This window comes from Sphingomonas sp. YR710 (genome assembly GCF_900101455.1).
Classification (GTDB): Bacteria; Pseudomonadota; Alphaproteobacteria; order Sphingomonadales; family Sphingomonadaceae; genus Rhizorhabdus.
This window is the reverse complement of sequence record NZ_FMZJ01000002.1, coordinates 1-24,766: the sequence shown is the minus strand read 5'-3', so window position 1 is coordinate 24,766 and position 24,766 is coordinate 1. Positions and strand designations below refer to the sequence as shown.

Here is a 24,766-nt window from a genome sequence, read left to right as displayed (position 1 = left end):
CATGACACCAGAGCAGCTTGCCACACTCCTGCCCCAAAAAAGCGTCTTTGCCGCCTGCACGCTGGACGAGCTGGCCGATCTTCTGTCGGTCGGCAAGGGCCATGTCACCAAGGCGAACGACACGATCCTGCGTCAGGGCGACGAAGGCGATTCGCTGGTGATCATCCTCGAGGGCGTTGCGCGGGTCAGCATGGTGACGCCGAACGGACGCGAGATCATTCTCGATTATGCCGAGCCCGGCGCGGTGCTGGGTGAAATCGCGGTGCTCGATGGCGAGCCACGCACCGCATCGGTGACCGCGATGTGGGAAGGGCGTTTCCTGCGCCTGAGCCGTGGGGCTTTCGAAGGGTTCATCGAACGCCATCCCAAGGTGGCCATCCGGCTGTTGCGTGAGATGGCGCGGCGGCTGCGGCAGACCGATACGACGATCGAGAGCGACCGGGCGTTCACGACGGCGCCGCGCCTCGCCCGTTATCTCAAGCGCCTGACCGATCAGAAGATCCATGGCGCCAAGCTGACCCGCGACCTCAGCCAGAGCGAATTGGGCAATTTCGTCGGGATCAGTCGCGAGAATATCAACCGTCAGCTCTCGATCTGGGCGACCGAGGGCGTGATCGAGCTGTCGCAGGGAAAGATCCGCATCATTGATGCCGAATATCTGACGCAGATCGCCGAAGCGGTTTACTGATCGCGGACAGCCTTCGGCTTGACGCAGCCGCCTCGCGGGCCGAAACGCGGCCTCATGCAACGCGTGACCGCCAAGATCTGCGGGCTTTCGACGCCCGAAACCGTGGGTGCCGCCGTGCGGCACGGGGCGAGCCATGTCGGTTTCGTCTTTTTCCCGAAGAGCCCGCGTCATATCGAGCCCGATCGCGCCGGCGCGCTGGCGGCGATAGTGCCCGACCATGTCCGCAAGGTCGGGGTGTTCGTTGATCCAGACGATGCGCTGCTGGCGCACGCAATCGCGCGTGGCGGGATTGATACCATCCAGCTGCATGGCAATGAAACGCCGGATCGGATCGCGGCGATTCGTGCTGCGCATGGCGTGCCGGTGTGGAAGGCGGTTTCGGTGCGGACACGCAGCGATCTCGACGGCGCGAAGCCCTATGCCGGCCTCGTCGATCTGATCCTCTACGATGCCAAGACGCCGAAGGGCGCGGCCTTGCCCGGCGGCATGGGGCTGCGCTTCGACTGGATGCTGCTTGAAGGCGTGATCCACGCGCAGCCCTGGGCGCTGTCGGGCGGGATCGGCGTCGACAATGTCGAGCGCGCGGTCGGCATTACCGGCGCGCGCCTGATCGATACATCGTCCGGTGTCGAAAGCGCACCGGGCATCAAGGATGTGGACAAGATCGCCGCCTTCCTCCAACGGATCGCTTCATTATGACCATCGCCAATTCCCTCCGCACCGGGCCCGACGCCCGGGGACAGTTCGGCCAGTTCGGCGGGCGCTACGTCTCCGAGACGCTGATGCCGCTGATCCTCGATCTCGAACGCGAATATCGCGCGGCGCAGGCCGATCCGGCGTTCAAGGCCGAGTTCGACGATCTGATGAAGCATTATGTCGGCCGGCCGAGCCCGCTTTATTATGCCGAGCGGTTGACCGAATGGCTGCGGGAGGGCGCCGCTGACGGCAAGGGCGCCAAGATCTATCTGAAGCGCGAGGAACTGAATCACACCGGCGCGCACAAGATCAACAATTGCATCGGCCAGATCCTGCTCGCCCGCCGCATGGGCAAGACCCGGATCATCGCCGAGACCGGCGCCGGCCAGCACGGCGTTGCCACCGCGACGGTCGCGGCGCGTTTCGGCCTGCCCTGCACCATCTTCATGGGCGCACGCGATATCGAGCGGCAGCAGCCGAACGTGTTCCGCATGCGGCTGCTGGGCGCCGAAGTCCGCGCCTGCACGTCCGGCTCGCAGACGCTGAAGGATGCGATGAACGATGCGCTGCGCGACTGGGTCGCGAATGTGCATGATACGTTCTACATCATCGGCACCGCCGCCGGTCCGCACCCCTATCCGGAGCTGGTGCGCGATTTCCAGTCGATCATAGGCCATGAAACCCGCGTGCAGATCCTCGAAGCCGAGGGCCGGCTTCCCGACATGCTGATCGCGCCGGTTGGCGGTGGCTCCAATGCGATCGGCCTGTTCCATCCGTTTCTCGACGATCCCGAGGTCGAGATGATCGGCGTCGAGGCGGCTGGCGAGGGGGTCGAGACCGGCAAACATGCCGCGAGCATCGCCGGCGGCGAGCCCGGTGTGCTTCATGGCAACCGCACCTTCCTGCTGCAGGACGAGGACGGCCAGATCACCGAGGCACATTCGATCTCGGCCGGGCTCGATTATCCGGGTATCGGCCCCGAGCATAGCTGGCTCCATGATATTGGCCGGGTCCGCTATCATCCGGTGACCGATTCCGAGGCGCTGGCAAGCTTCCAGACGCTCTCGAAGCTCGAGGGCATCATTCCGGCGCTCGAATCGGCGCATGCGCTTGCAGCGGCCGAGCAGATCGCGCCGACGATGGATCGCGACAAGCTGATCGTTGTCAATCTCAGCGGGCGCGGGGACAAGGATATCTTCACCGTCGCGAAGACGCTGGGAGTCGAAATATGAGTGCTTCTTCTTCTCCCCTCCCTGCCAAGGGAGGGGCCGGGGGTGGGTCAGTCCGGCTTGGGACGGCAAACCCGTTTGCCATCTCGACCGGCGTAACCCACCCCAACCCCTCCCTATGCAGGGAGGGGCTTTTACGATGACCCGCCTCGCGGAAACCTTCGCCCGCACGCGTGCCGAGGGCCGGGCCGCGCTGGTGGCATTTGTCACCGGTGGTGATCCGACGCCGGCGGCGATGCCGGCGATCCTCGATGCGCTCGTCGAGGGCGGAGCCGACGTGATCGAACTCGGCATGCCGTTCACCGATCCTATGGCCGATGGCCCGGCGATCCAGCGCGCCAATTTGCGCGCGCTGGCGGCTGGCACGACGACCGACGATCTGCTGCGGATCGCGACCGACTTCCGGGGGCGGCACCCGCATGTTCCGCTGGTGCTGATGGGCTATGCCAATCCGATGGTGCGTCGGGGGGCGGCCTGGTTCGCGGAGGTTGCTGCGAAGGCCGGGGTCGACGGTGTGATCTGTGTCGATCTGCCGCCCGAACAGGATCTGGAGCTTGGGCCGCAATTGCGCGCAGCGGGCGTCGATCTCGTCCGGCTGGCGACGCCGACGACGGATGCGGCCCGGCTGCCGGCGGTGCTCGATCAGGCGTCGGGCTTTCTCTATTATGTGTCGGTCGCGGGGATCACCGGATCGCAGCAGGCCGGGCAGGCGAGCATCGACGAAGCTGTTGCGCGGCTGAAGGCCAGCACCGATCTGCCGATCGCCGTGGGCTTCGGCGTTCGCGGGCCGGAACAGGCGGCGGCGATCGGACGGGTGGCGGACGGCGTCGTCGTGGGATCGGCGATCGTCGAGCTGATCGGGGAACATGGTGCGCAGGCCGCCGCGCCGGTCCGCGCGTTCATTTCCACGCTGAGCGCCGCGGTCCGCGGCGCCGTCCGGGAGAAGGCTGCATGAGCTGGCTCGATCGCGTCCGTAAGAAGATCCCGTTCATTGCCAAGCGCGAGGGGCCGGACAATTTATGGTATAAATGCCCGGCCTGCGCGCAGATGATCTTCATGAAGGAATATGAAGAGAATCTTTCGGTCTGCCCGAAATGCGGCCATCATGGCCGGATCGGCCCCGATGCGCGGTTCGATCAGCTGTTCGATGGCGGAGTCTATACGCCGCTGCCGACGCCACAGGTTCGCGAGGATCCGCTGAAGTTCCGCGACACCAAGCGCTACACCGATCGGATCAAGGCCGCGCGCACCAATACCGGCGAGCAGGACGCCCTGATCAACGCGCGGGGGACGATCGAGGGTTTCAAGGCCGTTGTCGGCGTGCAGGATTTCGCCTTCATGGGCGGATCGATGGGGCTTGCCGTCGGCGCGGCGTTCGTGGCCGGTGCCATGGCGGCAATCGAGGACAAATGTCCCTATATCATCTTCACGGCGGCCGGCGGCGCACGGATGCAGGAAGGCATATTGTCGCTGATGCAGATGCCGCGCACGACCGTGGCGATCGCAAAGCTGCGCGAGGCCGGGCTGCCGTACATCGTGGTGATGACCGATCCGACGACGGGCGGCGTGACCGCGTCCTATGCGATGCTCGGCGACGTGCAGCTTGCCGAGCCAGGGGCGTTGATCGGTTTCGCCGGCCAGCGTGTGATCGAAACGACGATTCGCGAAAAATTGCCCGAGGGATTCCAGCGGGCCGAATATCTGCTCGATCATGGCATGCTCGACATGGTGGTGGAACGGCGGAATCTGCGCGGGGAACTGGCGCGACTGATTGATTATTTGTGCCCGGGGAAGAAGGCGGCGTGAGTTCAGGGGAGGGGGCGTAATGGCCGACTTCGCTACCTCCGACTCCCCCGCCGTCCAGGTGCAACTCGACCGCCTGACCTTGCTCTCGCCGGGTGCCGATATCCTCGGGCTCGAACGCATCACCCGCCTGCTCGATCGGCTCGGCAACCCCGAACATGATCTGCCGCCCGTTTTCCATGTCGCCGGAACCAACGGCAAGGGATCGACCTGTGCCTATCTGCGCGCAGCGGTCGAGGCATCGGGGCAGGTCGCGCATGTCTTTACCAGCCCGCATCTCGTGCGCTTCAACGAGCGGATCCGGATCGCCGGGCGGCTGATTTCCGATGAGATGCTGGCGGCGTTGCTGGCCGAGGTGCTCGACGTCGCCGACGGTATCGGCCCCAGTTTCTTCGAGGTGACGACGGCGGCGGCATTGCTCGCCTTTGCGCGGACCCCGGCGGATGTGTGCATCGTGGAGGTCGGCCTCGGCGGGCGGCTCGATGCGACCAACGTGATCGCGCGGCCCGTAATCTGCGGGATTGCGCAGCTCGGCGTCGACCATCAGGCGTTTCTGGGCGACACGATCGAGGATATCGCGGCCGAAAAAGCGGGGATCGCCAAGCCGGGCGTGCCGATCGCGACGCTCCATTATCCTGCAGGGGTTGCCAACCGCATCGGATCGGTCATCCAAGATGTCGGCGCGCTTTGGCTGGTGAAGGGTGGGGCGTGGGACGCGGCGGCCTACCAGAATCGCCTTCATTATCGCGACGCGGCGGGGAAGCTCGATCTGCCATTGCCGGGGCTGGCGGGTGGCCATCAGGCGATGAATGCCGGCCTGGCGGTGGCGATGCTACGCCACCAACAAGCGATTTCTGTCCCTGCGTCCGCTTTGCGCGCGGCGATGGGGTGGGCCGAATGGCCAGCGCGCCTTCAGCATCTGCACGAAGGCGAACTGACGGCGCTGCTGCCGCCGGGCGCCGAGCTGTGGCTGGACGGCGGACATAATCCCGCGGCTGCGCGTGCGATCGGCGAATTTTTTCGGACCCGTCTGACCGCCGATCGGCCGTTCCACATCATCCTCGGCCTGCTTGAAAACAAGGATGCGAGCGGCTTTTTGCAGGCGCTCGGCGAAATGCGCGCGCATATCCATGCGGTGCCGGTGCCGGGCCATGCGCACCATGCACCCGACCGGCTGGCGGGGTTGGCGATGGCAAGCGGTTTCGCCGGAACGGCGGCGGCCGATCCTCGAGCGGCGCTGAGCGCGATCGCGGCAGATTCGGGCAACGGACCGCCCCCGATGATATTGATCGCCGGTTCGCTCTATCTCGCCGGTCGCGTGCTGGCCGAGAATGGAACGATCCCGGACTGAGTTATACGGTCATTATTGAGATTGACTCGCAATAGCGTTTAATGTTTCCTGTCATCCTGTGATGAAGGAGCGAACGCATGCGGAATCAGGACGGGTCGATCGGCGACCTTCTCTCATATGATGTGCCCGACAGTGACGGCGCCAGGCTGGTGCTGTTCGCGATCCGGCGCATGGGCGTCGCTGGGCTTCAGGATGCACATGCCACCCATGCGCTGATCGGTACATTCGGGCTGTCCTATCGGCGCCCGCTGGTGCTGGTTCGCGCGTTGGTGGCGGAATTGTCGCGGGTGTCGATACGCTCGATTCTGATCGCGCCATTGTGCTGCGTGCGGATGACGGCAGGCGAATCGGCACTGATCGGGGCGATCGGCCTCGCCGCCGTCGCCCCCCATGCCGCGCATGATATGCTGTCAGGGTTGTGCGGCGTTCCGACCTGTCTTGGGCTTTTGTCGAGCGCTCAGGCGGTTGAGCAGGCCTTTGCCGATCTCGGGCGACCGATCGTGCCGAACTGAGCGTCCGTTTCGGGCCGTTCGAGCCCTTCCCCTTCGCTTTTCTGCTCGCTATAGCCGCGGCAATATTCGCGTTTGCAGCATAGGGGGCAGGACATGACGGCCGTCGGACAGGACACTCTCAAAACCCGTGACACTCTGAATGTCGATGGCAAGCATTATGCCTATTATTCGCTGCCAAAAGCGGCCGAGAAGCTCGGTGATATTTCCCGTTTGCCTTTCTCGATGAAGGTGTTGCTCGAAAACCTTCTCCGCTTCGAAGATGGTGTCACCGTTACCACCGAGGACGTTCAGGCGCTGGTCGACTGGCAGAAGGAACGGAAGTCCGATCGTGAGATCCAGTATCGCCCCGCGCGTGTGCTGATGCAGGATTTCACCGGGGTTCCCTGTGTCGTCGATCTGGCTGCGATGCGCGATGCGATGACCGCGCTCGGCGGCGATGCGCACAAGATCAATCCGCTCGTTCCGGTCCATCTCGTCATCGATCACTCGGTGATGGTCGATAATTTCGGTACGCCCAAGGCGTTCGACGAGAACGTTGCGCTCGAATATGATCGCAATGGCGAGCGGTATGAATTCCTGCGCTGGGGCTCGAAGGCGCTCAATAATTTCAAGGTCGTGCCGCCCGGCACCGGCATCTGCCACCAGGTAAATCTCGAAAATCTGGCGCAGACGATCTGGAGCTCCGCCGATGGCTCGGGAGCGCTGGTCGCTTATCCCGATACCTGCGTAGGCACCGACAGTCACACCACGATGGTCAACGGCCTCGGTGTGCTGGGTTGGGGCGTGGGCGGCATCGAGGCGGAGGCGGCGATGCTGGGCCAGCCCGTGTCGATGCTGATTCCCGAAGTGGTCGGCTTCAAGCTCGATGGCACATTGTCCGAGGGCATTACGGCCACCGATCTGGTCCTGACCGTTACGCAGCTGTTGCGCGCCAAGGGCGTGGTCGGCCGCTTCGTCGAATTTTATGGCCCGGGCCTCGACGCGCTCAGCCTCGCCGATCGCGCGACGATCGCCAATATGGCGCCCGAATATGGCGCGACCTGCGGCTTCTTCCCGGTCGACGACGCCACGCTCACCTATATGCGCCTGACCGGCCGCTCGGCGGAGAATATCGCGCTGGTCGAGGCTTATGCCAAGGCGCAGGGTTTCTGGCGCGATGCCTCGGCGCCTGATCCGGTGTTCACCGACACGCTTCATCTCGACATGAGCACGGTCCAGCCGTCGCTCGCCGGCCCGAAGCGTCCGCAGGACAAGGTTCTGCTCTCGCTGGTCGATGAAGGGTTCAACACCGAACTCGCCGTCGGCTACAAGAAGGGCGATGAAGGCGACAAGCGCGTTACCGTCGAGGGTGCCGATTTCGATCTGGGCCATGGCGACGTCGTGATCGCCGCGATCACCAGCTGCACCAATACGTCAAATCCGTCGGTGCTCGTCGCCGCCGGCCTTGTCGCGCGCAAGGCCAACGCGCTGGGCCTCACCGCCAAGCCGTGGGTCAAGACCTCGCTCGCCCCGGGCAGCCAGGTCGTCACCGACTATCTCGATCGCGCTGGCCTGACCAAGGATCTCGATGCGCTCGGCTTCAACCTGGTCGGCTATGGCTGCACGACCTGCATCGGCAATTCGGGTCCGCTCGCCGATCCGATCAGCAAGGCAATCAATTCAAACGACCTCGTCGCTTCGGCGGTCCTTTCGGGCAACCGCAACTTCGAAGGCCGCGTTTCCCCGGACGTGCGCGCCAACTACCTTGCGTCGCCGCCGCTGGTGGTTGCCTATTCGATCTTCGGCACGACCGCCAAGGACATCACCAAGGAAGCGATCGGCACCAGCAAGGATGGCGCTCCGGTCTATCTGAAGGACATCTGGCCGACGACGTCGGAAGTGGCCTCGACGGTCGCCTCGTGCATCGATTCGGGCATGTTCTCGGCGCGCTATGCCAACGTCTTCCTGGGCGACAAGAACTGGCAGGCGATCGAGGTCGAAGGGTCCGATACCTATGCGTGGCGTGCCGGATCGACCTACGTCGCCAACCCGCCCTATTTCGAAGGCATGTCGATGACCCCGGCTGCCGTCGGTGATATCATCGAGGCACGCCCACTCGCGATCTTCGCCGATTCGATCACCACCGATCACATCAGCCCGGCCGGCTCGATCAAGGCCGACAGCCCGGCGGGCCGCTTCCTGATGGAACATCAGGTGACCAAGGCCGATTTCAACAGCTATGGCGCGCGCCGCGGCAATCACGAAATCATGATGCGGGGCACCTTTGCCAACATCCGCATCAAGAACCAGATGATCCCCGGTATCGAAGGCGGCATGACCAAGCATATCCCGACGGGTGAGGTCATGGCGATCTACGACGCGGCGATGAAGTATAAGGATGAGGGCACTCCGCTCGTCGTCGTTGCCGGCAAGGAATATGGCACCGGATCGTCGCGCGACTGGGCGGCGAAGGGCACCAACCTGCTCGGCGTTCGCGCGGTGATCACCGAGAGCTTCGAGCGGATTCACCGTTCGAACCTGGTCGGCATGGGCGTGCTGCCGCTGCAGTTCGCCGATGGCATCGACCGCAGCACGCTGAAGCTGGACGGCACCGAGCTGTTCACGATCGAAGGCGTTGCCGATCTGCGGCCGCGCCAGGAGGTCATCGTCAAGCTGACCCGCGCCGATGGTTCGACAGAGACCTTCCTCACCAAGTGCCGGATCGATACGATCAACGAACTGGAATATTTCCTGAACGGCGGCATCCTGCAATATGTGCTGCGCAAACTCGCAGCATAAATTCGGGCGACCGAGCTGAAACGGCCGGGTGCACGCAGGTGCGCCGGGCCTTTTCGTTTCTGGTCCTTACTCCTCGCCGAACGAGTCGATCGCCTCGAACATGGTGGTCAGGGCGCCGCGTTCGTCGACCGTCAATTCCGGCCGCCAGATTTCAAATAACAGGATGAATCGGTTTTCCTGGCTGCGATTCCACGCCTCATGCTGGATCGAATCGTCGAAGATCAGGAGCCTCCCCGGCTCCCAGCTTCGCGTTTCATTACCCACGCGAAACGCGCAGCCGGGCGGGACGATCAACGGCAGGTGACAGATCAGCCTGGTGTTGAAGAGGCCGTTATGCGGCTCGATATGAGTGTCCGGGCGGAGCAGCGAAAACAGGATCATCGGCGACCGGCCGACGATCTGCGGCAGCGGTGCGTTGGAGACGGCGGCGAGCGTTGTCGGAAAATGCTGCGCATGTTCGGTGGGCTTCCCGCCCTTCGACAGGTGCAGCGCGCTCCACTTCGGATCGTCATACAAGCTATGGTGTTTGCGCGGGCGATTGGGCTCCGCTTCGACATAGGGACGGAACGCGTCGTCGCTGACGGTGAGAAAACGGCGCAGTTCCTCTTCGATCTGCGGGGCTGCCGCCTCGATCTTCGCGACCCAGTCGAACGCCTCGGGTTCGTAGAACTGGATGTGCGGCAGGCGTGGAAAAAAGAAGGTGCTGGGCTGCTGGAGGAAGACGTCAGCTTTGCCCGAGAGGATATCGAGCGCTTCGCTCATCCGCGGCCCCATCGCGTTTCCGTCGAAACCGGCGTTCGCGAGCGTTTCTTTCAGATGGTCGTCATATTGGCCGGCGGCCTCGCTCAGATAGCGCTCGATACGGCGCAATTCGCCGGCAATTCCCGCGGCGACCGGCGCTGGTGATACCGATGCCGCACCGAGCGCCATGCGATAATAAGTGCTCGCCGCGCGCCGATCGTTTGCAAGGGCGCGCGCATCGCCCTTAACGATGAGTGCACCGATATGGCGGGGCTCTGCCGCCAGCAATCGATCAAGCGCCATGTTCTCCGCCGATAGGTCGCCGAGCATTCGGCATGCCTGCGCCAGGAGAAACCATGGTGGTGAGGTTATGCCCGCCGCGATTGCCTGCTCGAAATTCTGCCTGGCGGTTCGCGCGTCGCCACCGCGCAGGGCGTCTCTGCCAATACGGAGAAGTTGTTCGGCTTGACTGTGATCGAGGGGGCGGGACTCGGATGTCATTTCAATGCAATCGCCTGGTCATAAGCGCAGAGTAGGAAGCTGACGGGAAAAAGGAAAGCCGAAGCAGCGAGATGAAATTGCGCGCTCGGACAAGGGAGCGTGACTTTTCAGGCAGATAGGCAATGTCATGCTTTTCCGCGGAAATCCGGGCGATCGCTTGTATCGGTCGAGCCGCAAGCCTAATATATTTGCTGCGTCGATATGGCGCAGCATAATCGTACGGCGAAGATCTGCATAAGGGTCGCGCCTCGCAGGAGAGAACGATATGACAGTCCCCCCAACGGCATTTTTGCCGCATGCACGCAAGGCCGGTTCGCTGGTAGCGATCGTGCTTGCTGCAACTCTGTCGGCCGCAGCAATCGCTGCCCACGACGATCTGATCAGCGTTTCGGCCAGCCCGGTCGATTCCAACAGCAAAATCGCGAATGTGAAGATCGCCGACCTTGATCTGCGCAGTGCGGTGGGGCGGAAGTCCCTCCATGCCCGGCTCGCTATGGCCGTTCGCGAAGTCTGCACCTTCGGCGGAGATCGCGGTCCCCGCTTGCCGGCTGATAGCGGCTGTACCGGCGATGCCGCGGCGAGTGCGGAGAAGCAGGCCCGAAGCGTCATTGCTATGGCAACGAATGGGAATCAATCGGCATCGACGATGCCGGCAACCGTCGCCCTCCACGGCGTCAAATAGGCCGATCGGGCGCGGCCATTTATCGGTCGCGCCCCTCAGGCGGCACGTGTCGCCGCGCCGGCATGATGGCTCAATGCGTGGCTTTCCAGCTCTTCACGGCTTTCATCGTGCCCGAGACATGCCCGGCCGGGCTGAGCGCCGAATACGCAAAGACGATCTTGCCATCGGGCGCGATCACGTAAGATGTGCGATCGCTCCAGCCCGGCTTCACCGCAAGCGCGACATCATAGCTTTTGATCGTGGCCGGCGTCGCGATGCCAACCGCAAATTTGTTGCGGCACTCGACCGACGAAAATTCGTTGATCCTGTCGATATTGCCAGCGGTCAGGCCAATCACGGTTGCGCCCATTTTGGCGAAGTCGTCGGTCGCTTCGGCAAATTCATGCGCCTCGACCGTGCAGCCCGACGTAAAGGCCGCCGGGAAGAAATAGAGCACGACCGGTCCCTTCTTCAGCGCATCGGCGAGCGAAAAGCTAAAGGATTTGCCGGCAAGTGCTGCCTGCGTCGTGATGGCGGGCGCGATGGCGCCGGGGGCGAGGGCGGCTTGCGCCGCTAGTGGCATCGCGAGAGCCGCCATTGCTGCCATGGTCCTAAGCGTCGGCGTGTTGATCATCGGTTCAGTCCTCTCGGGAATTCCGGTCGATAGTAAGCGTGTCGTGCGATGCGTCCAGCGGCTATTTCAGCCTGCTGAACGACGATCGGCGCTGGCCAGCCGCGGCGGCGGACCCCAGGCCTCCCCGGGAAGGATGAAGCGAACTGAGCGGTTGGCATAATCCACCGATACCCGATCGAACCCGCGGAGCACGTCCATGCCGAGCAGGATCGCCGGCTTTTGCGACAGCCCGAGTCGATGGAAGATCTCCGCATCGGCAAAGGCGACCGGCATGGTATCGACGGAAATTGTGCCGAGTCTGACATGGGCGATCGACGTATAATCAGCCGGTGTACGTCCGCCAGTGACGCTGAGGATCGAGATTGGCGTTACCACGCCGAGCTGCCCGCGTTTTTCGAGCTTCGCCCTGAGCGCGGGATTACCGATCGACACTTGCGATCCGGTATCGATGACGACGTTGACCTTCATTCCGTTGGCGGAGGCATCGACAAGGATCAACTGCCCGAACTTGCTGCGCGCGGTGACCACGATTTCGTCGCTGTCATGCCCACCATTGACCGAATCGACAATTGTCATCCGTCGCGCTTTGAAGTCCATTACGACGCGCTTCGACTTAAGGCTGTCGATGCCGAGCAGCCCCGACGCCCCGAGATCGGCTTCTTCCATCATCGGCGCCTCAAGACCTGACAGCCGGTTCCTGCCGGCCGTCAGCTGGAGCAACTGCACGACGGCAGTATCGATTTGATTGTAGCCCGACACGCTGAGCACAGTCACGCTCTTGCCCCGGCCAAGCGCGAGGCGACCGGCCAGCTGGCGTGAGATGACGGTACGCTCTGCGGCGGTATCGACAACGAAATTATAGGGGCCGGCCCCGTTGATCGTTACGGGTACGGTGAGTCGAGTGCTCAGGTCGTTGGCGCCCTGAATGAGTTCGGGTGCTTCGGGTTCGGCTGTGGTCGCAATCGACGGCACGGCCATCGCCAATACGAGCAAGGCTGCCAGCCTATATGCTTTGATCGCTGCCACCTCGTCTCTCCGGCCAAGGATTGTCGGGCGATCCTACGCTCACTGCCGGCCGCGAACAAGCGAGCGGATTTGAAGTCGGCGCCTATTCAGCATGGCGCAATGATATGTCGTGCAACGCAGCGATCGTGTCGACATGATGGGATTCGTAAGGGTGTATTCGGGCGAAAAAACGATGATCACGCGGCGCGGGTGTATGGCGATGTTGAGCGCAGCGTGGATTGTGGCCGCCCGATCGGCGAAGGTCCAGGCCGCTACGGGAGCGGGCCAGCCATTTTCGTGGGACTGGCTGATCGCGCATGCGCGGACATTGGCGCATGGTCCGGCTCAGCCTCTGCCTGGCGCGGATCCGGCCGCCGCCGCGATCGATTATGATGATGCGAACCGGATCACGTTCCGCCCGGAACGAACGATCGGCCCGGACGATGGCTATGCGGTGCGGCTGTTTCCGTTGATCAAGCACGCCCCGGTGCCCGTCGAGATCAACATCGTCGATCGGGGAGTCGCGCGGCGCATCATGCATGCCGCCGATATGTTTGCGGTTACGCCGGGCAGCGGGCCGGCCCCACATATACCGGCGGGTATCGCCGGACTGCGGATCATGGCGCGCGGTGGCAAGAGTGACTGGCTGGCCTTTCAGGGCGCATCCTATTTCCGTTCGGCCGGTGCGCTCGATCAATATGGCCTGTCGGCGCGGGGGCTCGCGATCGACGCCGGGATCGACGGTCGCGAGGAGTTTCCGGTCTTTACCCGTTTCTGGATCGAGCGCGGCGCGGACAAGGCGCTGACGCTCTACGCGCTGCTGGAGGGTACGAGCGTCATGGGTGTGTACCGTTTCGTCAATCGAAATGGGCCGGGTGGAGTGACGCAGGATGTTAGCATGCGGCTCTGGCTCCGCAAGGATATCGAACGATTGGGCATTGCTCCGCTCACCAGCATGTTCTGGTATGACGAAGGCAATCGCGCGCAGGGTATCGACTGGCGCCCGGAAATTCATGATTCGGATCGGCTGGTGATCCATAACCATGCGGGCGAGCGGATTTGCCGGCCGCTCGGCAATCCGCCGCATCCCACGATCAACAGCTTCATCGACACCGGCACTCCGGAGGGTTTCGGGTTGCTGCAGCGCGACCGGAATTTCGATCATTATCAGGATGACGGCGTCTTTTACGAAAAGCGACCGAGCCTGTGGGTCGAACCGATCGGCGATTGGGGTGCAGGTGCCGTCACCTTGTACGAGATTCCGACGACCCGTGAATATGAAGACAATGTGGTCGCTTTCTGGACCCCCGCGGCACCCGCGCGAAAAGGTGCGGAGTTGACCTTCGACTATCGGCTGCGCTGGATCGCGACCGAGCCCGACTCTGGGCCGTTGGCGCGGGTGGTCGATCGCTGGACGGGCACCGCGGGCCGCCCTGGCACCGATCCGATACAAGGCGCGCGGAGGCTCGTTGTCGACTTCGAAGGCGCCGCGCTGCAGGGGTTGACGCGGGATTCCGATGTGGTGCCGGACGTCGCAATCGATAGCGGGCGGGTATTGGCCGTCCACACCTATCCCGTTGTGGGGCGCAAGGCGCGTTGGCGGTTGATCGTCGACCTGACCAAAAGCGATGCCGCGGTGAACGTGCGTGCAACGCTGCGAATGAAAAGATTAGCGATTTCGGAAACGCTGATAAGCCAGTTCTATTGATGTACGACGCGCGTTGGCTGGGAACCGACCATTGGACACAGGGTTGTCTCATCCTGCCTCATGTAGGGCTGACTCGCGGCGAACATTGTGGATGAAGGCGTGAGGGGCCGGCACCGACAATTTTGCATGGGAATTTGCGTTTGTATCTGACCAAAAAGGATCATCCCGCCCATTCCGGCCATTTATCGGATTGCGAAGCCGATCTGCCGCCAGAAGCGCCGCTGTCGATGCCGGTGCAGGATTTTGCCAGGCGTCCGGCGGATCGACAGGATGCGCCGCTCGATTATTTCGGACCGGTGTTTCAACGCCGGATGTATCTGATCACAGGCAGTTTCCTGCTCGGTCTGCTGGCGGCGCATGAACTCTTCGCGTTGTGGGGAGCGGACGGCATAGATATCGTTGATGTCGCCTTCTTCCTGCTGTTCTTCGGCCTGTTCGCCTGGATTTCCTTCGGCTTTCTTAACGCGCTCGCTGGCTTTTTCGTCCTGCTGGCGCGAGGGCGCGTGGTGGAAGAGCCCGCGGTACCGCTGACGCTGCCCAGGGCGCGGACGGCGGTGCTGCTTCCCATCTATAATGAGGATATCACAGCGGTATCGCGCCGGCTGGAATCGATGATCGAGTCGGTGCACGCGGTTGGCGCCCACGCCTTGTTCGATTTCTTCATCCTGAGTGATTCGCACGAAAATGCCTTCGCGGGCGAATATCTGGCCTTCCGCCGGTTGCGCGCTCATGCCGAGGCGAAGGTCTATTATCGCCGCCGCCCGCACAATATTGCCCGCAAACCAGGCAATATCGCCGATTGGGTGCGGCGTTTCGGCGCGGCCTATGAGCATATGATCGTTCTCGACGCCGATAGCCTGATGAGCGGTCCGGCGATGGTGAGGTTGGCGACGGCGATGGAGGCGCGGCCGACGATCGGGCTGCTCCAGACCGTGCCGGCCTTGCTCAACGGGCAGACTATGTTCGCCCGCTGGCACCAGTTCGCAGCGGCATTGTACGGCCCCATAGGCTCGGTCGGATTAAGATGGTGGTCGGGCACCGAGGCGACGTTCTGGGGCCACAACGCGATATTGCGCGTCCGCGCCTTCGCCGAAAGCTGCGGCCTGCCGGAGCTCGAATCTGGCCTGCTCGGCGGCCATATTCTGAGCCATGACATGGTCGAGGCGGCGCTGCTGCGGCGGTGTGGCTGGGCCGTCCATATGGTGACATTGTCCGACGGCAGCTATGAGGAGTTTCCACCGACGTTGATCGATTATGCCGTGCGAGATCGCCGATGGTGCCAGGGGAATCTCCAGCACCTGCAGTTGCTGCGTGCGGCGGGCTTTCACTGGGTGAGCCGGCTCCAGCTGCTGATGGGAGCTTCGGCCTATCTTACATCGCCATTATGGCTCCTGCTGCTGATTCTGGGGATGGTCGAGCAGCTTCGCGGCAATATCGAAGGCACTGTGCTGCTGTCATCGGGCTGGTTGCTGGGCCTGACCGCCATATTGTTATTCGGGCCAAAGCTGCTCGCCTTGCTGACCCTGAGTTTTGACCAAAGGCAGCTCGCGGTAATGGGCGGCTGGGGGCGGGTGCTGGGCAGCACGGTGCTGGAGGTCGTGGTGTCTGTTGCCGCGGCGCCTGTGACGATGCTGAGCCAGACGATGGCGATCATCGATATATTGCGCGGCACCAGGAGCGGCTGGATGCCGCAGCGGCGATCCGCGGATGGGCTCGATATCCGCGAGGTCGTCGGTCGATATCGCTGGCATGTCGGTTTGGGTGCCACGATGCTTGCGGCTGTCCTGCTTGGTGTCCCCGGCACCATATGGAGCTTGCCCGTGGCGCTCGGCCTCGCGATCGCGCCGATCACGGTGTGGGTGACGGCGCGCGCCGACCTCGGGCGATGGCTGATCAGCCGGGGTCTCTTTCTGTCGCCAGCCGAACAGCGGCCATTTGAACGCGCGCGCTTCGGCATTGATCCCATCGGGGGTCTGGCTCCGGCGCAATTGGCGATTGTGAATAGCTGACGTCGGCCATGCTCGAAATTGAGGATAGGCATGCGTCGCCTGAACGGCCATAGGGCGGGCAAATCGGGAGAAGCGCGACGTGCAATTACTAGGTCATGAGGTCGGACTGAACGCTCCGCTGTTCGTCATTGCCGGACCGTGCGTGATCGAATCCGAAGATCTGGTGATGCGTACGGCAACGCGGTTGCGGGCGATCGCCGATCGCCTGGACCTGTTCGTGATCTTCAAGAGCTCGTTCGACAAGGCCAATCGCAGTTCCGGGCAATCGTTCCGGGGACCGGGAATCGATGAGGGTCTCCGCATTCTGGAAAAGGTTCGCGCGGAAACCGGCTTGCCCGTGCTGACCGACGTTCATGATGTCGAGCAGGTGCGCGCGGCGGCGCAGGTGGTCGATATCCTCCAGACGCCCGCCTTCCTGGCTCGGCAGACCGACCTGATCGAGGCGATCGGCGCCAGCGGGCGGCCTGCGAATATCAAGAAGGCCCAGTTCATGGCGCCGCACGACATGGTGCATGTCGTCGACAAGGCGCGCGGCGCGGCGCGGGCGGCAGGCCATGCCGATGCGGCGATCATGGTGACCGAGCGGGGAACGTCGTTCGGTTACAACAATCTGGTCGTCGATATGCGCAGCCTTGCGATCATGCGCGAAACTGGCTGCCCGGTGATATTCGACGCCACCCATTCGGTGCAGTTGCCGGGTGGGCAGGGGGCGACATCGGGCGGGCAGCGCGAGTTCGTGCCCGTATTGGCACGCGCGGCGGTGGCGGTGGGCGTGGCGGGGCTCTTCATGGAGACACATCCGGAACCGGAGCGGGCACGGTCGGACGGACCGAATGCATGGCCGCTGGATCAGGTGGAGGAGTTGCTGGGAGAGTTGGCGGCGTTATCCGCTCATGGCATGGAAGCACGGAAGCGTTGGCCCGGGCGGTAGCCCTCACTTCTGCTGCTTGGCGCAGGTGGGCTCCGGGTTATGCTACAAGGCGCGGCCCCTTGCGTACGACCATTCCGAATGAGGTCGATACCCACCGCAACAGTGCGAGCTTCAGGTGTGAGTCTGCAGAATAGGGCGGTATGTCGATCACATGATCGAGTTCGCTGTCGCCGCTGTCGAAGGTGATCGGTATCACGTCATGGCCGGCGGCGATCAGCCGCCGCGCCAGTGTTTCGAAATCTCGGCGGCGGAAAAGAACCGTAGTGCCGGTATCCATGGTATTCCTGTTCGAGCTCAAATTGAGTTCGGTCGTGTGAACGGCTATTCCACCGGGTTTCAGGCAAGCCAGCGAGTTTTCAAAGAAGGCGAGCCCGGCCTCGATAGAGCCGAGATGTTCGTATGCGCAACTGGACCAGGTAAAATCGAAATCCCGAAGATCGGCCGGAATGGCATTCATATCAACGGGACGGAAAGACACGCGCTCGTAAAATTCGGCCTGATTGCACAAATGGGGCTGGAAAATATGATCCAAGTTGGCGCCGAGTTGGTGGGTATTGTCCCACACCAGCGAGCGCTCGTCATGCTGCGCCAGATCGGTCGCTACGATTTTGCATCCCGCCGCTGCGAACAATGATGAGAGTGGTTCAATGCCGACACCGAAACCGAGACCGCGCGCGCCTTCGCGCAACGCCCCATAATATTCGAGGGAGCGCAGGATGAACACGAATTCCCACTGTTTGCGATGAAGGCTGGGGCTGGCGCCCATGCGTTGGCACCATTCGGCGTAAATGGGTTCGCCCATCTGATATGCGGTACACATCTGCGATCGCGGCTGCTCGAGCGTGGCCCGTTCAGAAGAGATATAATGTTCTAAAATCCCCGTTCCGGGGGTCGAAAGAAATGCTGTACGCGCCGCATCGAGCCGCGTGGCGAAGGCCTCATTATTATCGATGCCGGTACCCGAGATCTCGATCCGTTCGGCTCGCGCATCCGAATCCTCGGTAAGAACCCCCATGATCGCATAATAATGCGAGCGCAGCCCCAGTTGCGAGATCTCGATGCTATTGCCGTTGGCGGCCAGTGTAGCCAGCGCAATCTCCTTGACCTTCGGCGGCGTCCGGCTTGGTACACCTTGCTCGTCAAGCCGATTGATGCTGAGCAGAAGCTTCCCCTTGGTTGCGCTCAGTCCGGCGAGGCTGATGCTAAAGCGGATCGTGCCGCCGGTGGAGAGCACATATTTGGTGTGGAACGCATAGCCTGGCACGAGGCTTGGCTCTGTTCCACCTGCATCGCAGATTGCGCTCGCATGTGTTGGCCAGAACGCGAAAGGCTGCAGGGGGATGCTTGGCTCATCGGATCTGCGACCATTTTTGAGGTCCTTCCACCACGCATAGGCGAACCTACGCAAATCTTTAAGCATCGATTACCCTCAATGTATCTGCAGTCGATTTTGTTATGGTATCCACGAACATGAACGGCGCCTCGTAACCGAAAGGATCGTCAGATGCGACCGCCGTTGGCGTTCCGACGCACGATTAGTCCGAATGGCGCCGTTTCGATCGCGGGTGATAAAGGCGAGAGGCCGAAATAGGGGGCATCGTCACCGGTTCCGTAGCCAAAATTGAGCTGGGCGATTTCGTGATTGCGGGCGATCAGCGTAAGCGCCAGTCGTTCCATCGCTTTTCGGGAAATCGGCTGGAGGCCATCCGCCTCGTATTTCCCCTCTGCGGTCACGATGCCAAAGACATGAACGGCGAGGCCGCCCGGTCTGAGCACACGCATGGAATCATGAATGAACGCGCTGAACTCGTTCATAATCGGGGCTCGATCGACAATGCTTATGGACCATAGGAAGTCGAAACCACGGAGGTCGGGAGGCAGCTCTGTCAACGGTAATGACCGCATCGAAGATTGAACGCGCAAAATGTCTTCGGGCGTCAGATTGGGATCGAATGAAGTTAAGTCATGTTCGGTCGCGGGAGTGGCTGTCACGACCGAACACCCCTGGCGCATGATTGCGGCTGCTAGAATGCCGTCGGCGTCGCCCAGCGCCAGCCCTTGAGCACCGGCTTCGAGCATACCGTATCGCTTGAGCGCCTGGAGAATGAACGCCCGGCTCCATAGATTGGCCGTTCCCATACTGCTGCTGAGGGCCTTAATCGAATCCAAATAGCAGGGCTCTTCCAGTTGTCGCAAGGTCATCACCTGCGAAACCGGATCCTCGAAGCTGGCAGGACCATTATCCACCAGCGCGCTGGGGCGCTCGACCGCGGCGCCGAAGCGGCTGGCTTCCAACGCTTCTGGTGGGACGATTTCGACGTCCTCGGTGCCCAATTCCTCTATTGTTATCGTGATCGCCGAGGCTTCAGCGTCGGTATAATCGGGACAATAGCCGAAAACCGCGTAGGTCACACCAGCGACGGCGTTGATGCGCAGGCTCACCTCACTCCCGCCTTCGGCAATTTCGGTCATCTGTCGCCGGAGCGCGCCCACCAGGGTGGCATGGTTGCCGCTGGCCGGGACATAGGCGTTGAGGTGGATGCCCAATTCTCCCGTCGTCACTTTGAAATCGTGGAAGCGGATTGTGAAGACAATCGGCCCCGGGCGAAATTCGGAATAAAGGGTGTGGAAGCCATATTTTGGGTCTGGACCACGATCGGGGCCACCCAGCGGCCTGATCGCACTTGCATGCCCGGAGAAGAAGGCAAACGGGTCGAGCTCGCGAATACCGTCGGTTTTGGCATTCGCAATTCCGATCGACGTCATCGGGCACTTCCCATGACGACGTCATACATTGCCGCTAACCGGGCACGATAGGCTTCGGACGTGAATTTCGCGCTCTGCCTCTGGCCGGCTTTGCGGAGCCGTTCGCCCAGTTCCGCATCCGAATCCACTGCGGCCATGGCATTGGCGATCGCTTGGACGTCATAAGGGTCGACCAGCAGGCCGGCTTCGCCGACGACTTCAGGTAGAGAACTGATGTTCGAACTGATCACCGGGGTGCCCAGTTGAATCGCCTCGAGCGCCGGCAGGCCGAAACCTTCGAACAGCGATGGGAACAACACCGCCTTGGCACCGCGAATCAGACGGAACAGCAGATCACGCGGCAAATAGTCGAGCTGGACGATCCGATTGCTGACATTGTGGCCGTACACGGAAACATTTCCGCCGCCCAACATCCGCGATTCCTGTTCGGTACCCCAATTGCGTGCGCCGACGATAACCAATGGCGTCTGCGTTCGTGTGGTAAGATAGGCCTCGATGATCCTTCCGATATTCTTCTTGGGATCGAGCGCGCCGAAAAACAGAAAATAGCCGCGCTCGGAAAGATCGAACATGCCTTCGATCATCCTGGCATCCTCGCCCGCATCGCGCGTCAGCGCCTCGGGCGGCATCGGTGCGGTTTGATAGGTGTTCGAGACCTTTTCCGGCGCGATAGGAAAGCGCGACAGGATATCATTCCGGCTCGATTCGGAAACTGTGCAGATATGGTCGGCATCGAGAACGCAGCGCTCGATCAGCCGGTAATAGAGGTGCTTGTAGTCGAGCGTGGCATAAGGCAGCCGCAGCGGAACGAGATCGTGCAGCGTGTAGATGTTCTTAGCGCCGGCCAGCTTGACCGCCACAGGGTAGGTCCAGTGCATGATATCCGGTGGATTATCCATCCGCAGGGTCAGAAACCGATTGAAGAATTGGAGGTGCCAATGGGCGACCTCGAACAGGCGCGGACTGCTGACGACGCGATCGAAGCTCGGCAGGCTATAAGAAAAGCTCTGCTTCTCGACCGCTTCCGTCATGGGAACATCGTCTGCGTTTGCGGTGAAGAAAGACTGCCAGATTTCACGGGCTAGCCTGCGCTGCTTCTGCTTGCGTGTTTCTTTCTGTGGCGTGCGACCGAACTTGTCGAAGAACAGGAGTTCACGGGTTTCGGGCTTAGATCCGACATCCAATCCGAATATGGCGTTGGTGCGATGGCCCATGCCAGCGATCGCCTGCGTCAGCGCGAATCCATATGTGGCGACGCCGGTCCCCCGGGGCATGGCGAGGTTGTAGCCGTCGATGCCGATGGTCAGGCGCGTCATTGGTCGGATATTCTCTGCTTCATGAAATTGCGCTTAGGGTTGTTCGGCGATTTATCCAACCTTCATCCTCCAGCAACCGTGCGTGAAATGATTTCAGACGAGCGCCGAATGCCTCAACGGTGAATGCTCGGGCGCGTTCCCGCCCTGCCGTGGCGAGCTCTGAGCGAAGACGGTCGTCGACGCTGAGCCTGCGAATTGCAGCTTGGATATCGGCGGCGGATTCCGGATTCACCAATAGCGCTGCACCCCCGGCGATCTCCGATGTGGCGGCTATTCGAGATGTCAGAACCGGCGTTCCCAATGTCATTGCCTCGGCGATCGGCAGGCCAAATCCTTCGGCGAGCGACGGAAATAACAATGCCCTGGCGGCAGTCAGCAGTGTTAGCAATTGATCGCGCGACACTGAAGAAAGTCGAACAACCCCCGGGGTCTTGGCGATGAACGCCTCGATCGCTTCGCATTGCCATCCTCGCGGCCCTGCGATCACAAGGGGGTGCGGCACCCCGCTGGCCTGGTAGGCTTCGACGAGCCGTGACAGGTTCTTGCGGGGTTCGACGCTTCCAACGGCGAGGAAAAAGGTGCCGGGCAGGAGACCCGCAGGCAGCATGGTCGGATGATCGACCGAGGCAGACAGGCCTGACAAGCATGTCGACACGCTGGTTTCGGAGCAGCCGAGAGCGTCCACGATATCGCGTCGTGCAGCCTCCGAGACGGTCATGACCCGGCCGTTGCTTGCAATGATAGCCTTCAGCAACGCTCGATGCCGGCGGCCATCAATCGGAGTCAGCTCGGGTGCATTCAGCGGGATCGCGTCATGCACCGTATAGACATTGATCCATCCCGCCAGACGCACGGGCAAAGGGTAAGTCCAGTGGACGATCCCGGGTGGATTCTTCACCTCCAGATCAAGCAGCGAACCGTGGCGATCGAAATATACCTGGCCAAGGCGAAAAATGTCTCTGCCCCAAAATGTTTGGGCCCGGGGTGTGAGGGTGCGTGGCCGATCGCTCCACGCACTGCACCAGCGATACCAGCGCTCGATATGGCCACTGCTTCGAAGTCCATGGCTACAGGTTCGATCGACCACATGGAACGGCTCAGCCGCACATGCATTGATGGCGTCACGCAAGGCTTGGGCGTAAGTGGCGACGCCTGTGCCGTGTGAGCCGAGCATCCTGGCGTCGATCGCGACGGGAATATTTTGCGTTTCGAATGTCATGGTCTATGATTTTGCATCGCAGTGCGGTCATCGATCGTCCAGCGATTAATGGTCGGTGGTGGTTCAGTTTTGGTTTCGGTAAGGCAGAGTTGATGATTTCGTTCGAGGACGTCTCCAAAACCTACCATATACGGAAGTTCCACAAGCAGGTTTTCAGTAACCTGACATTTCAGATCCGCCGTGGCGAGAGTATCGGCATTTGTGGCGCCAATGGTGCCGGGAAGTCGACGCTGATGCGGTTGATTTCGGGTGTGGAGCAGCCGACCACCGGCAAGATTACCCGGACCATGACGACCAGCTGGCCGATTGGTTACGCAAGCTGTTTTCAATCCGTGCTGACGGGCGCGGACAATGCGCGCTTCATAGCACGAATTTATCGCCAGCCTGAGGAGGAGCTACTCGCCTACGTCGAGGAGTTCGCGCAGTTGGGCCCCTATCTTTATCATCCGGTGCACACCTATTCCGCCGGCATGAGCGCGAGGCTCGCTTTCGGCATCTCCCTGGCGATCAATTTCGATTGCTATCTTGTTGACGAAATCACCGGCGCAGGCGACGAGCGGTTTCGGGCCAAGAGTGAGCAGGCGCTTCAGCAAAGGCGCGAGACTGGCACGTTGGTGATGATTTCACATGACCCGCATACGCTGCAGCAATATTGCCAGCGCGGCGCAGTGCTTTATGCCGGCAATCTGACATTTTACGACACGGTTGCTGAAGCATGCGAAGTGCACCACGGTCTCCAAATGCGGGCAGCCTGATGCGGTTGGCCGTGCCGAATGGCCCGGTGCCGACATTCGCCCGTTTTCGCGCACACCATTCCATAGGGTTTTTTAATGCCGCTTGATGCTCCTTTTCGTTCGATGATGCCCGTTGGGCTAGCCACAATGGCGCTATTGCTTTCGGGCTGTACGACCTTGCCATCGAGCGGCCCTACAGCCCGGCAGGTCGAAAGGGGCGCGCGTCACGCGCAGGCACCGTTGACCTTCCAGGTCGTCAACCTCGATGCAGCGGCGTTTCAGCGACTCGTGGCAGGCGGTGATGATGTTGTGGCCGGGGCTGGGCGGTTGGCGGTGCTGGCGAGGGAAGGGCGCGTCGATACGATAGCGCCGGGCGATGAACTGCAGATCAATATCTATGAAGTTGGGATGACTTTGTTTGGGGGGGCGACCAACTTTGGCGGCGCCTCCGCCGTGATCGGTTCCGATGCGCTGGATTCCAGCGCGCGAACGCAGCGTCTGGGGACGATTGTCGTGGCGCCTGACGGCACGATTCGTCTGCCGTATGTTGGCCGGCTTTCGGTTGCGGGTAGTACACCTTATGACGTCCAGCGGATGATCGAACAGGCGCTGCATGGGAAGTCGCAGAGTCCGCAAGCGCTCGTGACGGTCGTGAACAGTCCCGGCAACAGTGCCTATGTGTTCGGCGACGTCAGTCGCTCGGGTCGGATTCCGCTCAGTGCAGCCCGCGAAAGATTGCTCGATGCCGTCGCGACGTCGGGCGGTGCCAAGGCGGTGAGCGCTGACACGCTGATAAGGGTTACGCGTGGCGGGCAGATGGCAGAGATGCGGCTTGGAGATATTCGATCGGGCAGTCCCGACGATCTTACACTGCTGCCTGGCGACAGGATCGAACTCGTCCGTCAGCCGCGCAGCTTCAGTGTGTTCGGGGCAACGTCCAAGGTGTCGCAGGTTCCGTTTGATGCGCCGACGGTTTCGCTGGCCGAAGCCGTTGCGCGCGTGGGCGGACCCAACGATGCGCAGGCCGATGCCAGTGCGGTATTTCTGTTCCGCTATAATGCAGCGGAGATTGCGGCGGGCCACCCGCCCGTAATCTATCGTCTCAACATGATGCGGCCCGAAAGCTATTTCATCGCGCAGAGTTTCCGGATGCAGGACAAGGACGTCATCTACATCGCCAACGCCGCGTCCAATCCGGTCAGCAAGTTTGTCGGCATTATCAACCAGCTGTTCTCGCCGGTGCTTTCGGCGCGATTCCTGACGACCGGCAACTGATCATCGAATCGCGGAGGGTGGGGGCGGACGATCCTACTCGCTTTCTTGATAAAAGGGCCCGGTTTTCCGGGCCTTTTTTTTATTGTTACATTTTTGCTTGACGACTCAGCGGACCCCGCCTAGAGCCCTTTTCACCGGCGGCGGTGAGTTGGATTTCCCGGTTCGCTTCCGCGCCTCTGCAGATCGTTAGAGCGATCAGCCCTTGAACG

At 61.8% G+C, this 24,766-nt stretch carries 21 protein-coding genes; 14 read left to right on the top strand and 7 right to left on the bottom strand.

Features of this window, described 5'->3' with window-relative positions:
• The first annotated feature begins 1 nt into the window (after position 1).
• From BLS13_RS02505 to acnA, 8 genes are all read left to right on the top strand, one after another.
• Positions 2-688: a Crp/Fnr family transcriptional regulator gene (locus BLS13_RS02505; protein ID WP_093449569.1), complete on the top strand. Its 687-nt coding sequence runs from the start codon at positions 2-4 to the stop codon at positions 686-688.
• Between the two features lie 54 nt (positions 689-742).
• A complete protein-coding gene (locus BLS13_RS02500) occupies positions 743-1,387 on the top strand; it encodes a phosphoribosylanthranilate isomerase (protein ID WP_093449568.1) in 645 nt (214 codons plus the stop codon).
• Complete coding sequence (trpB, locus tag BLS13_RS02495) at positions 1,384-2,616, top strand: tryptophan synthase subunit beta (RefSeq protein WP_093449566.1); 1,233 nt, start codon at positions 1,384-1,386, stop codon at positions 2,614-2,616. Before BLS13_RS02500 ends, trpB begins: the two co-directional genes overlap by 4 nt.
• Positions 2,617-2,752: 136 nt before the next feature.
• On the top strand, positions 2,753-3,568 hold the full coding sequence (trpA, locus tag BLS13_RS02490) for a tryptophan synthase subunit alpha (protein WP_093449565.1): 816 nt from the start codon (positions 2,753-2,755) through the stop codon (positions 3,566-3,568).
• Entirely contained in the window at positions 3,565-4,419 is an 855-nt protein-coding gene (accD, locus tag BLS13_RS02485; protein ID WP_093449563.1) for an acetyl-CoA carboxylase, carboxyltransferase subunit beta, read from the top strand. Before trpA ends, accD begins: the two co-directional genes overlap by 4 nt.
• A 19-nt stretch (positions 4,420-4,438) precedes the next feature.
• Complete coding sequence (locus BLS13_RS02480) at positions 4,439-5,767, top strand: bifunctional folylpolyglutamate synthase/dihydrofolate synthase (protein ID WP_093449562.1); 1,329 nt, start codon at positions 4,439-4,441, stop codon at positions 5,765-5,767.
• Positions 5,768-5,844: 77 nt separating this feature from the next.
• Positions 5,845-6,279, top strand: a complete 435-nt coding sequence (locus BLS13_RS02475; protein ID WP_093449560.1) for a DUF6628 family protein — start codon at positions 5,845-5,847, stop codon at positions 6,277-6,279.
• A 93-nt stretch (positions 6,280-6,372) separates the two neighbouring features.
• Positions 6,373-9,057: an aconitate hydratase AcnA gene (gene acnA, locus BLS13_RS02470; RefSeq protein ID WP_093449559.1), complete on the top strand. Its 2,685-nt coding sequence runs from the start codon at positions 6,373-6,375 to the stop codon at positions 9,055-9,057.
• A gap of 66 nt (positions 9,058-9,123) precedes the next feature.
• On the opposite strand, the gene BLS13_RS02465 is transcribed toward acnA, so the two are convergent.
• A complete protein-coding gene (locus BLS13_RS02465; protein WP_176943400.1) occupies positions 9,124-10,128 on the bottom strand; it encodes an aspartyl/asparaginyl beta-hydroxylase domain-containing protein in 1,005 nt (334 codons plus the stop codon).
• A 436-nt stretch (positions 10,129-10,564) separates the two neighbouring features.
• Between BLS13_RS02465 and BLS13_RS02460 the strand changes: the two genes are divergently transcribed.
• Positions 10,565-10,981: a UrcA family protein gene (locus tag BLS13_RS02460; protein WP_093449556.1), complete on the top strand. Its 417-nt coding sequence runs from the start codon at positions 10,565-10,567 to the stop codon at positions 10,979-10,981.
• A gap of 70 nt (positions 10,982-11,051) precedes the next feature.
• On the opposite strand, the gene BLS13_RS02455 is transcribed toward BLS13_RS02460, so the two are convergent.
• Both BLS13_RS02455 and BLS13_RS02450 read right to left on the bottom strand, forming a co-directional pair.
• Positions 11,052-11,594, bottom strand: coding sequence for a peroxiredoxin (locus BLS13_RS02455; RefSeq protein WP_218123221.1), 543 nt, complete (start codon positions 11,592-11,594; stop codon positions 11,052-11,054).
• Positions 11,595-11,660: 66 nt separating this feature from the next.
• Positions 11,661-12,620, bottom strand: a complete 960-nt coding sequence (locus tag BLS13_RS02450) for a retroviral-like aspartic protease family protein (protein WP_256325672.1) — start codon at positions 12,618-12,620, stop codon at positions 11,661-11,663.
• Between the two features lie 193 nt (positions 12,621-12,813).
• Here BLS13_RS02450 and BLS13_RS02445 point away from each other — a divergent pair, with 193 nt between their 5' ends.
• The 3 genes from BLS13_RS02445 (at position 12,814) to kdsA (ending at position 17,247) form a co-directional block, all read left to right on the top strand.
• Positions 12,814-14,307, top strand: coding sequence for an OpgD/OpgG family glucan biosynthesis protein (locus BLS13_RS02445; protein WP_256325671.1), 1,494 nt, complete (start codon positions 12,814-12,816; stop codon positions 14,305-14,307).
• Between the two features lie 140 nt (positions 14,308-14,447).
• Positions 14,448-16,316, top strand: a complete 1,869-nt coding sequence (gene mdoH, locus BLS13_RS02440; RefSeq protein WP_093449553.1) for a glucans biosynthesis glucosyltransferase MdoH — start codon at positions 14,448-14,450, stop codon at positions 16,314-16,316.
• A 79-nt stretch (positions 16,317-16,395) separates the two neighbouring features.
• Positions 16,396-17,247: a 3-deoxy-8-phosphooctulonate synthase gene (gene kdsA, locus BLS13_RS02435; protein ID WP_093449551.1), complete on the top strand. Its 852-nt coding sequence runs from the start codon at positions 16,396-16,398 to the stop codon at positions 17,245-17,247.
• 37 nt (positions 17,248-17,284) lie between these two features.
• Here kdsA and BLS13_RS02430 read toward each other — a convergent pair whose 3' ends face one another.
• The 4 genes from BLS13_RS02430 to BLS13_RS02415 all read right to left on the bottom strand — a co-directional run bounded on the left by BLS13_RS02430 (position 17,285) and on the right by BLS13_RS02415 (position 22,548).
• A complete protein-coding gene (locus tag BLS13_RS02430) occupies positions 17,285-18,511 on the bottom strand; it encodes an SAM-dependent methyltransferase (RefSeq protein ID WP_256325670.1) in 1,227 nt (408 codons plus the stop codon).
• A gap of 236 nt (positions 18,512-18,747) precedes the next feature.
• Complete coding sequence (locus BLS13_RS02425; protein WP_093449548.1) at positions 18,748-20,013, bottom strand: hypothetical protein; 1,266 nt, start codon at positions 20,011-20,013, stop codon at positions 18,748-18,750.
• A complete protein-coding gene (locus BLS13_RS02420) occupies positions 20,010-21,329 on the bottom strand; it encodes a glycosyltransferase family 4 protein (RefSeq protein ID WP_093449547.1) in 1,320 nt (439 codons plus the stop codon). The genes BLS13_RS02425 and BLS13_RS02420 overlap by 4 nt, the downstream gene beginning before the upstream one ends.
• Positions 21,330-21,348: 19 nt before the next feature.
• A complete protein-coding gene (locus tag BLS13_RS02415; protein WP_093449545.1) occupies positions 21,349-22,548 on the bottom strand; it encodes a glycosyltransferase family 4 protein in 1,200 nt (399 codons plus the stop codon).
• A gap of 92 nt (positions 22,549-22,640) precedes the next feature.
• Here BLS13_RS02415 and BLS13_RS02410 point away from each other — a divergent pair, with 92 nt between their 5' ends.
• Complete coding sequence (locus BLS13_RS02410) at positions 22,641-23,303, top strand: ABC transporter ATP-binding protein (RefSeq protein ID WP_093450110.1); 663 nt, start codon at positions 22,641-22,643, stop codon at positions 23,301-23,303.
• A gap of 126 nt (positions 23,304-23,429) precedes the next feature.
• Positions 23,430-24,557, top strand: coding sequence for a polysaccharide biosynthesis/export family protein (locus BLS13_RS02405; protein WP_256325669.1), 1,128 nt, complete (start codon positions 23,430-23,432; stop codon positions 24,555-24,557).
• The last annotated feature ends 209 nt before the right edge of the window (positions 24,558-24,766 follow it).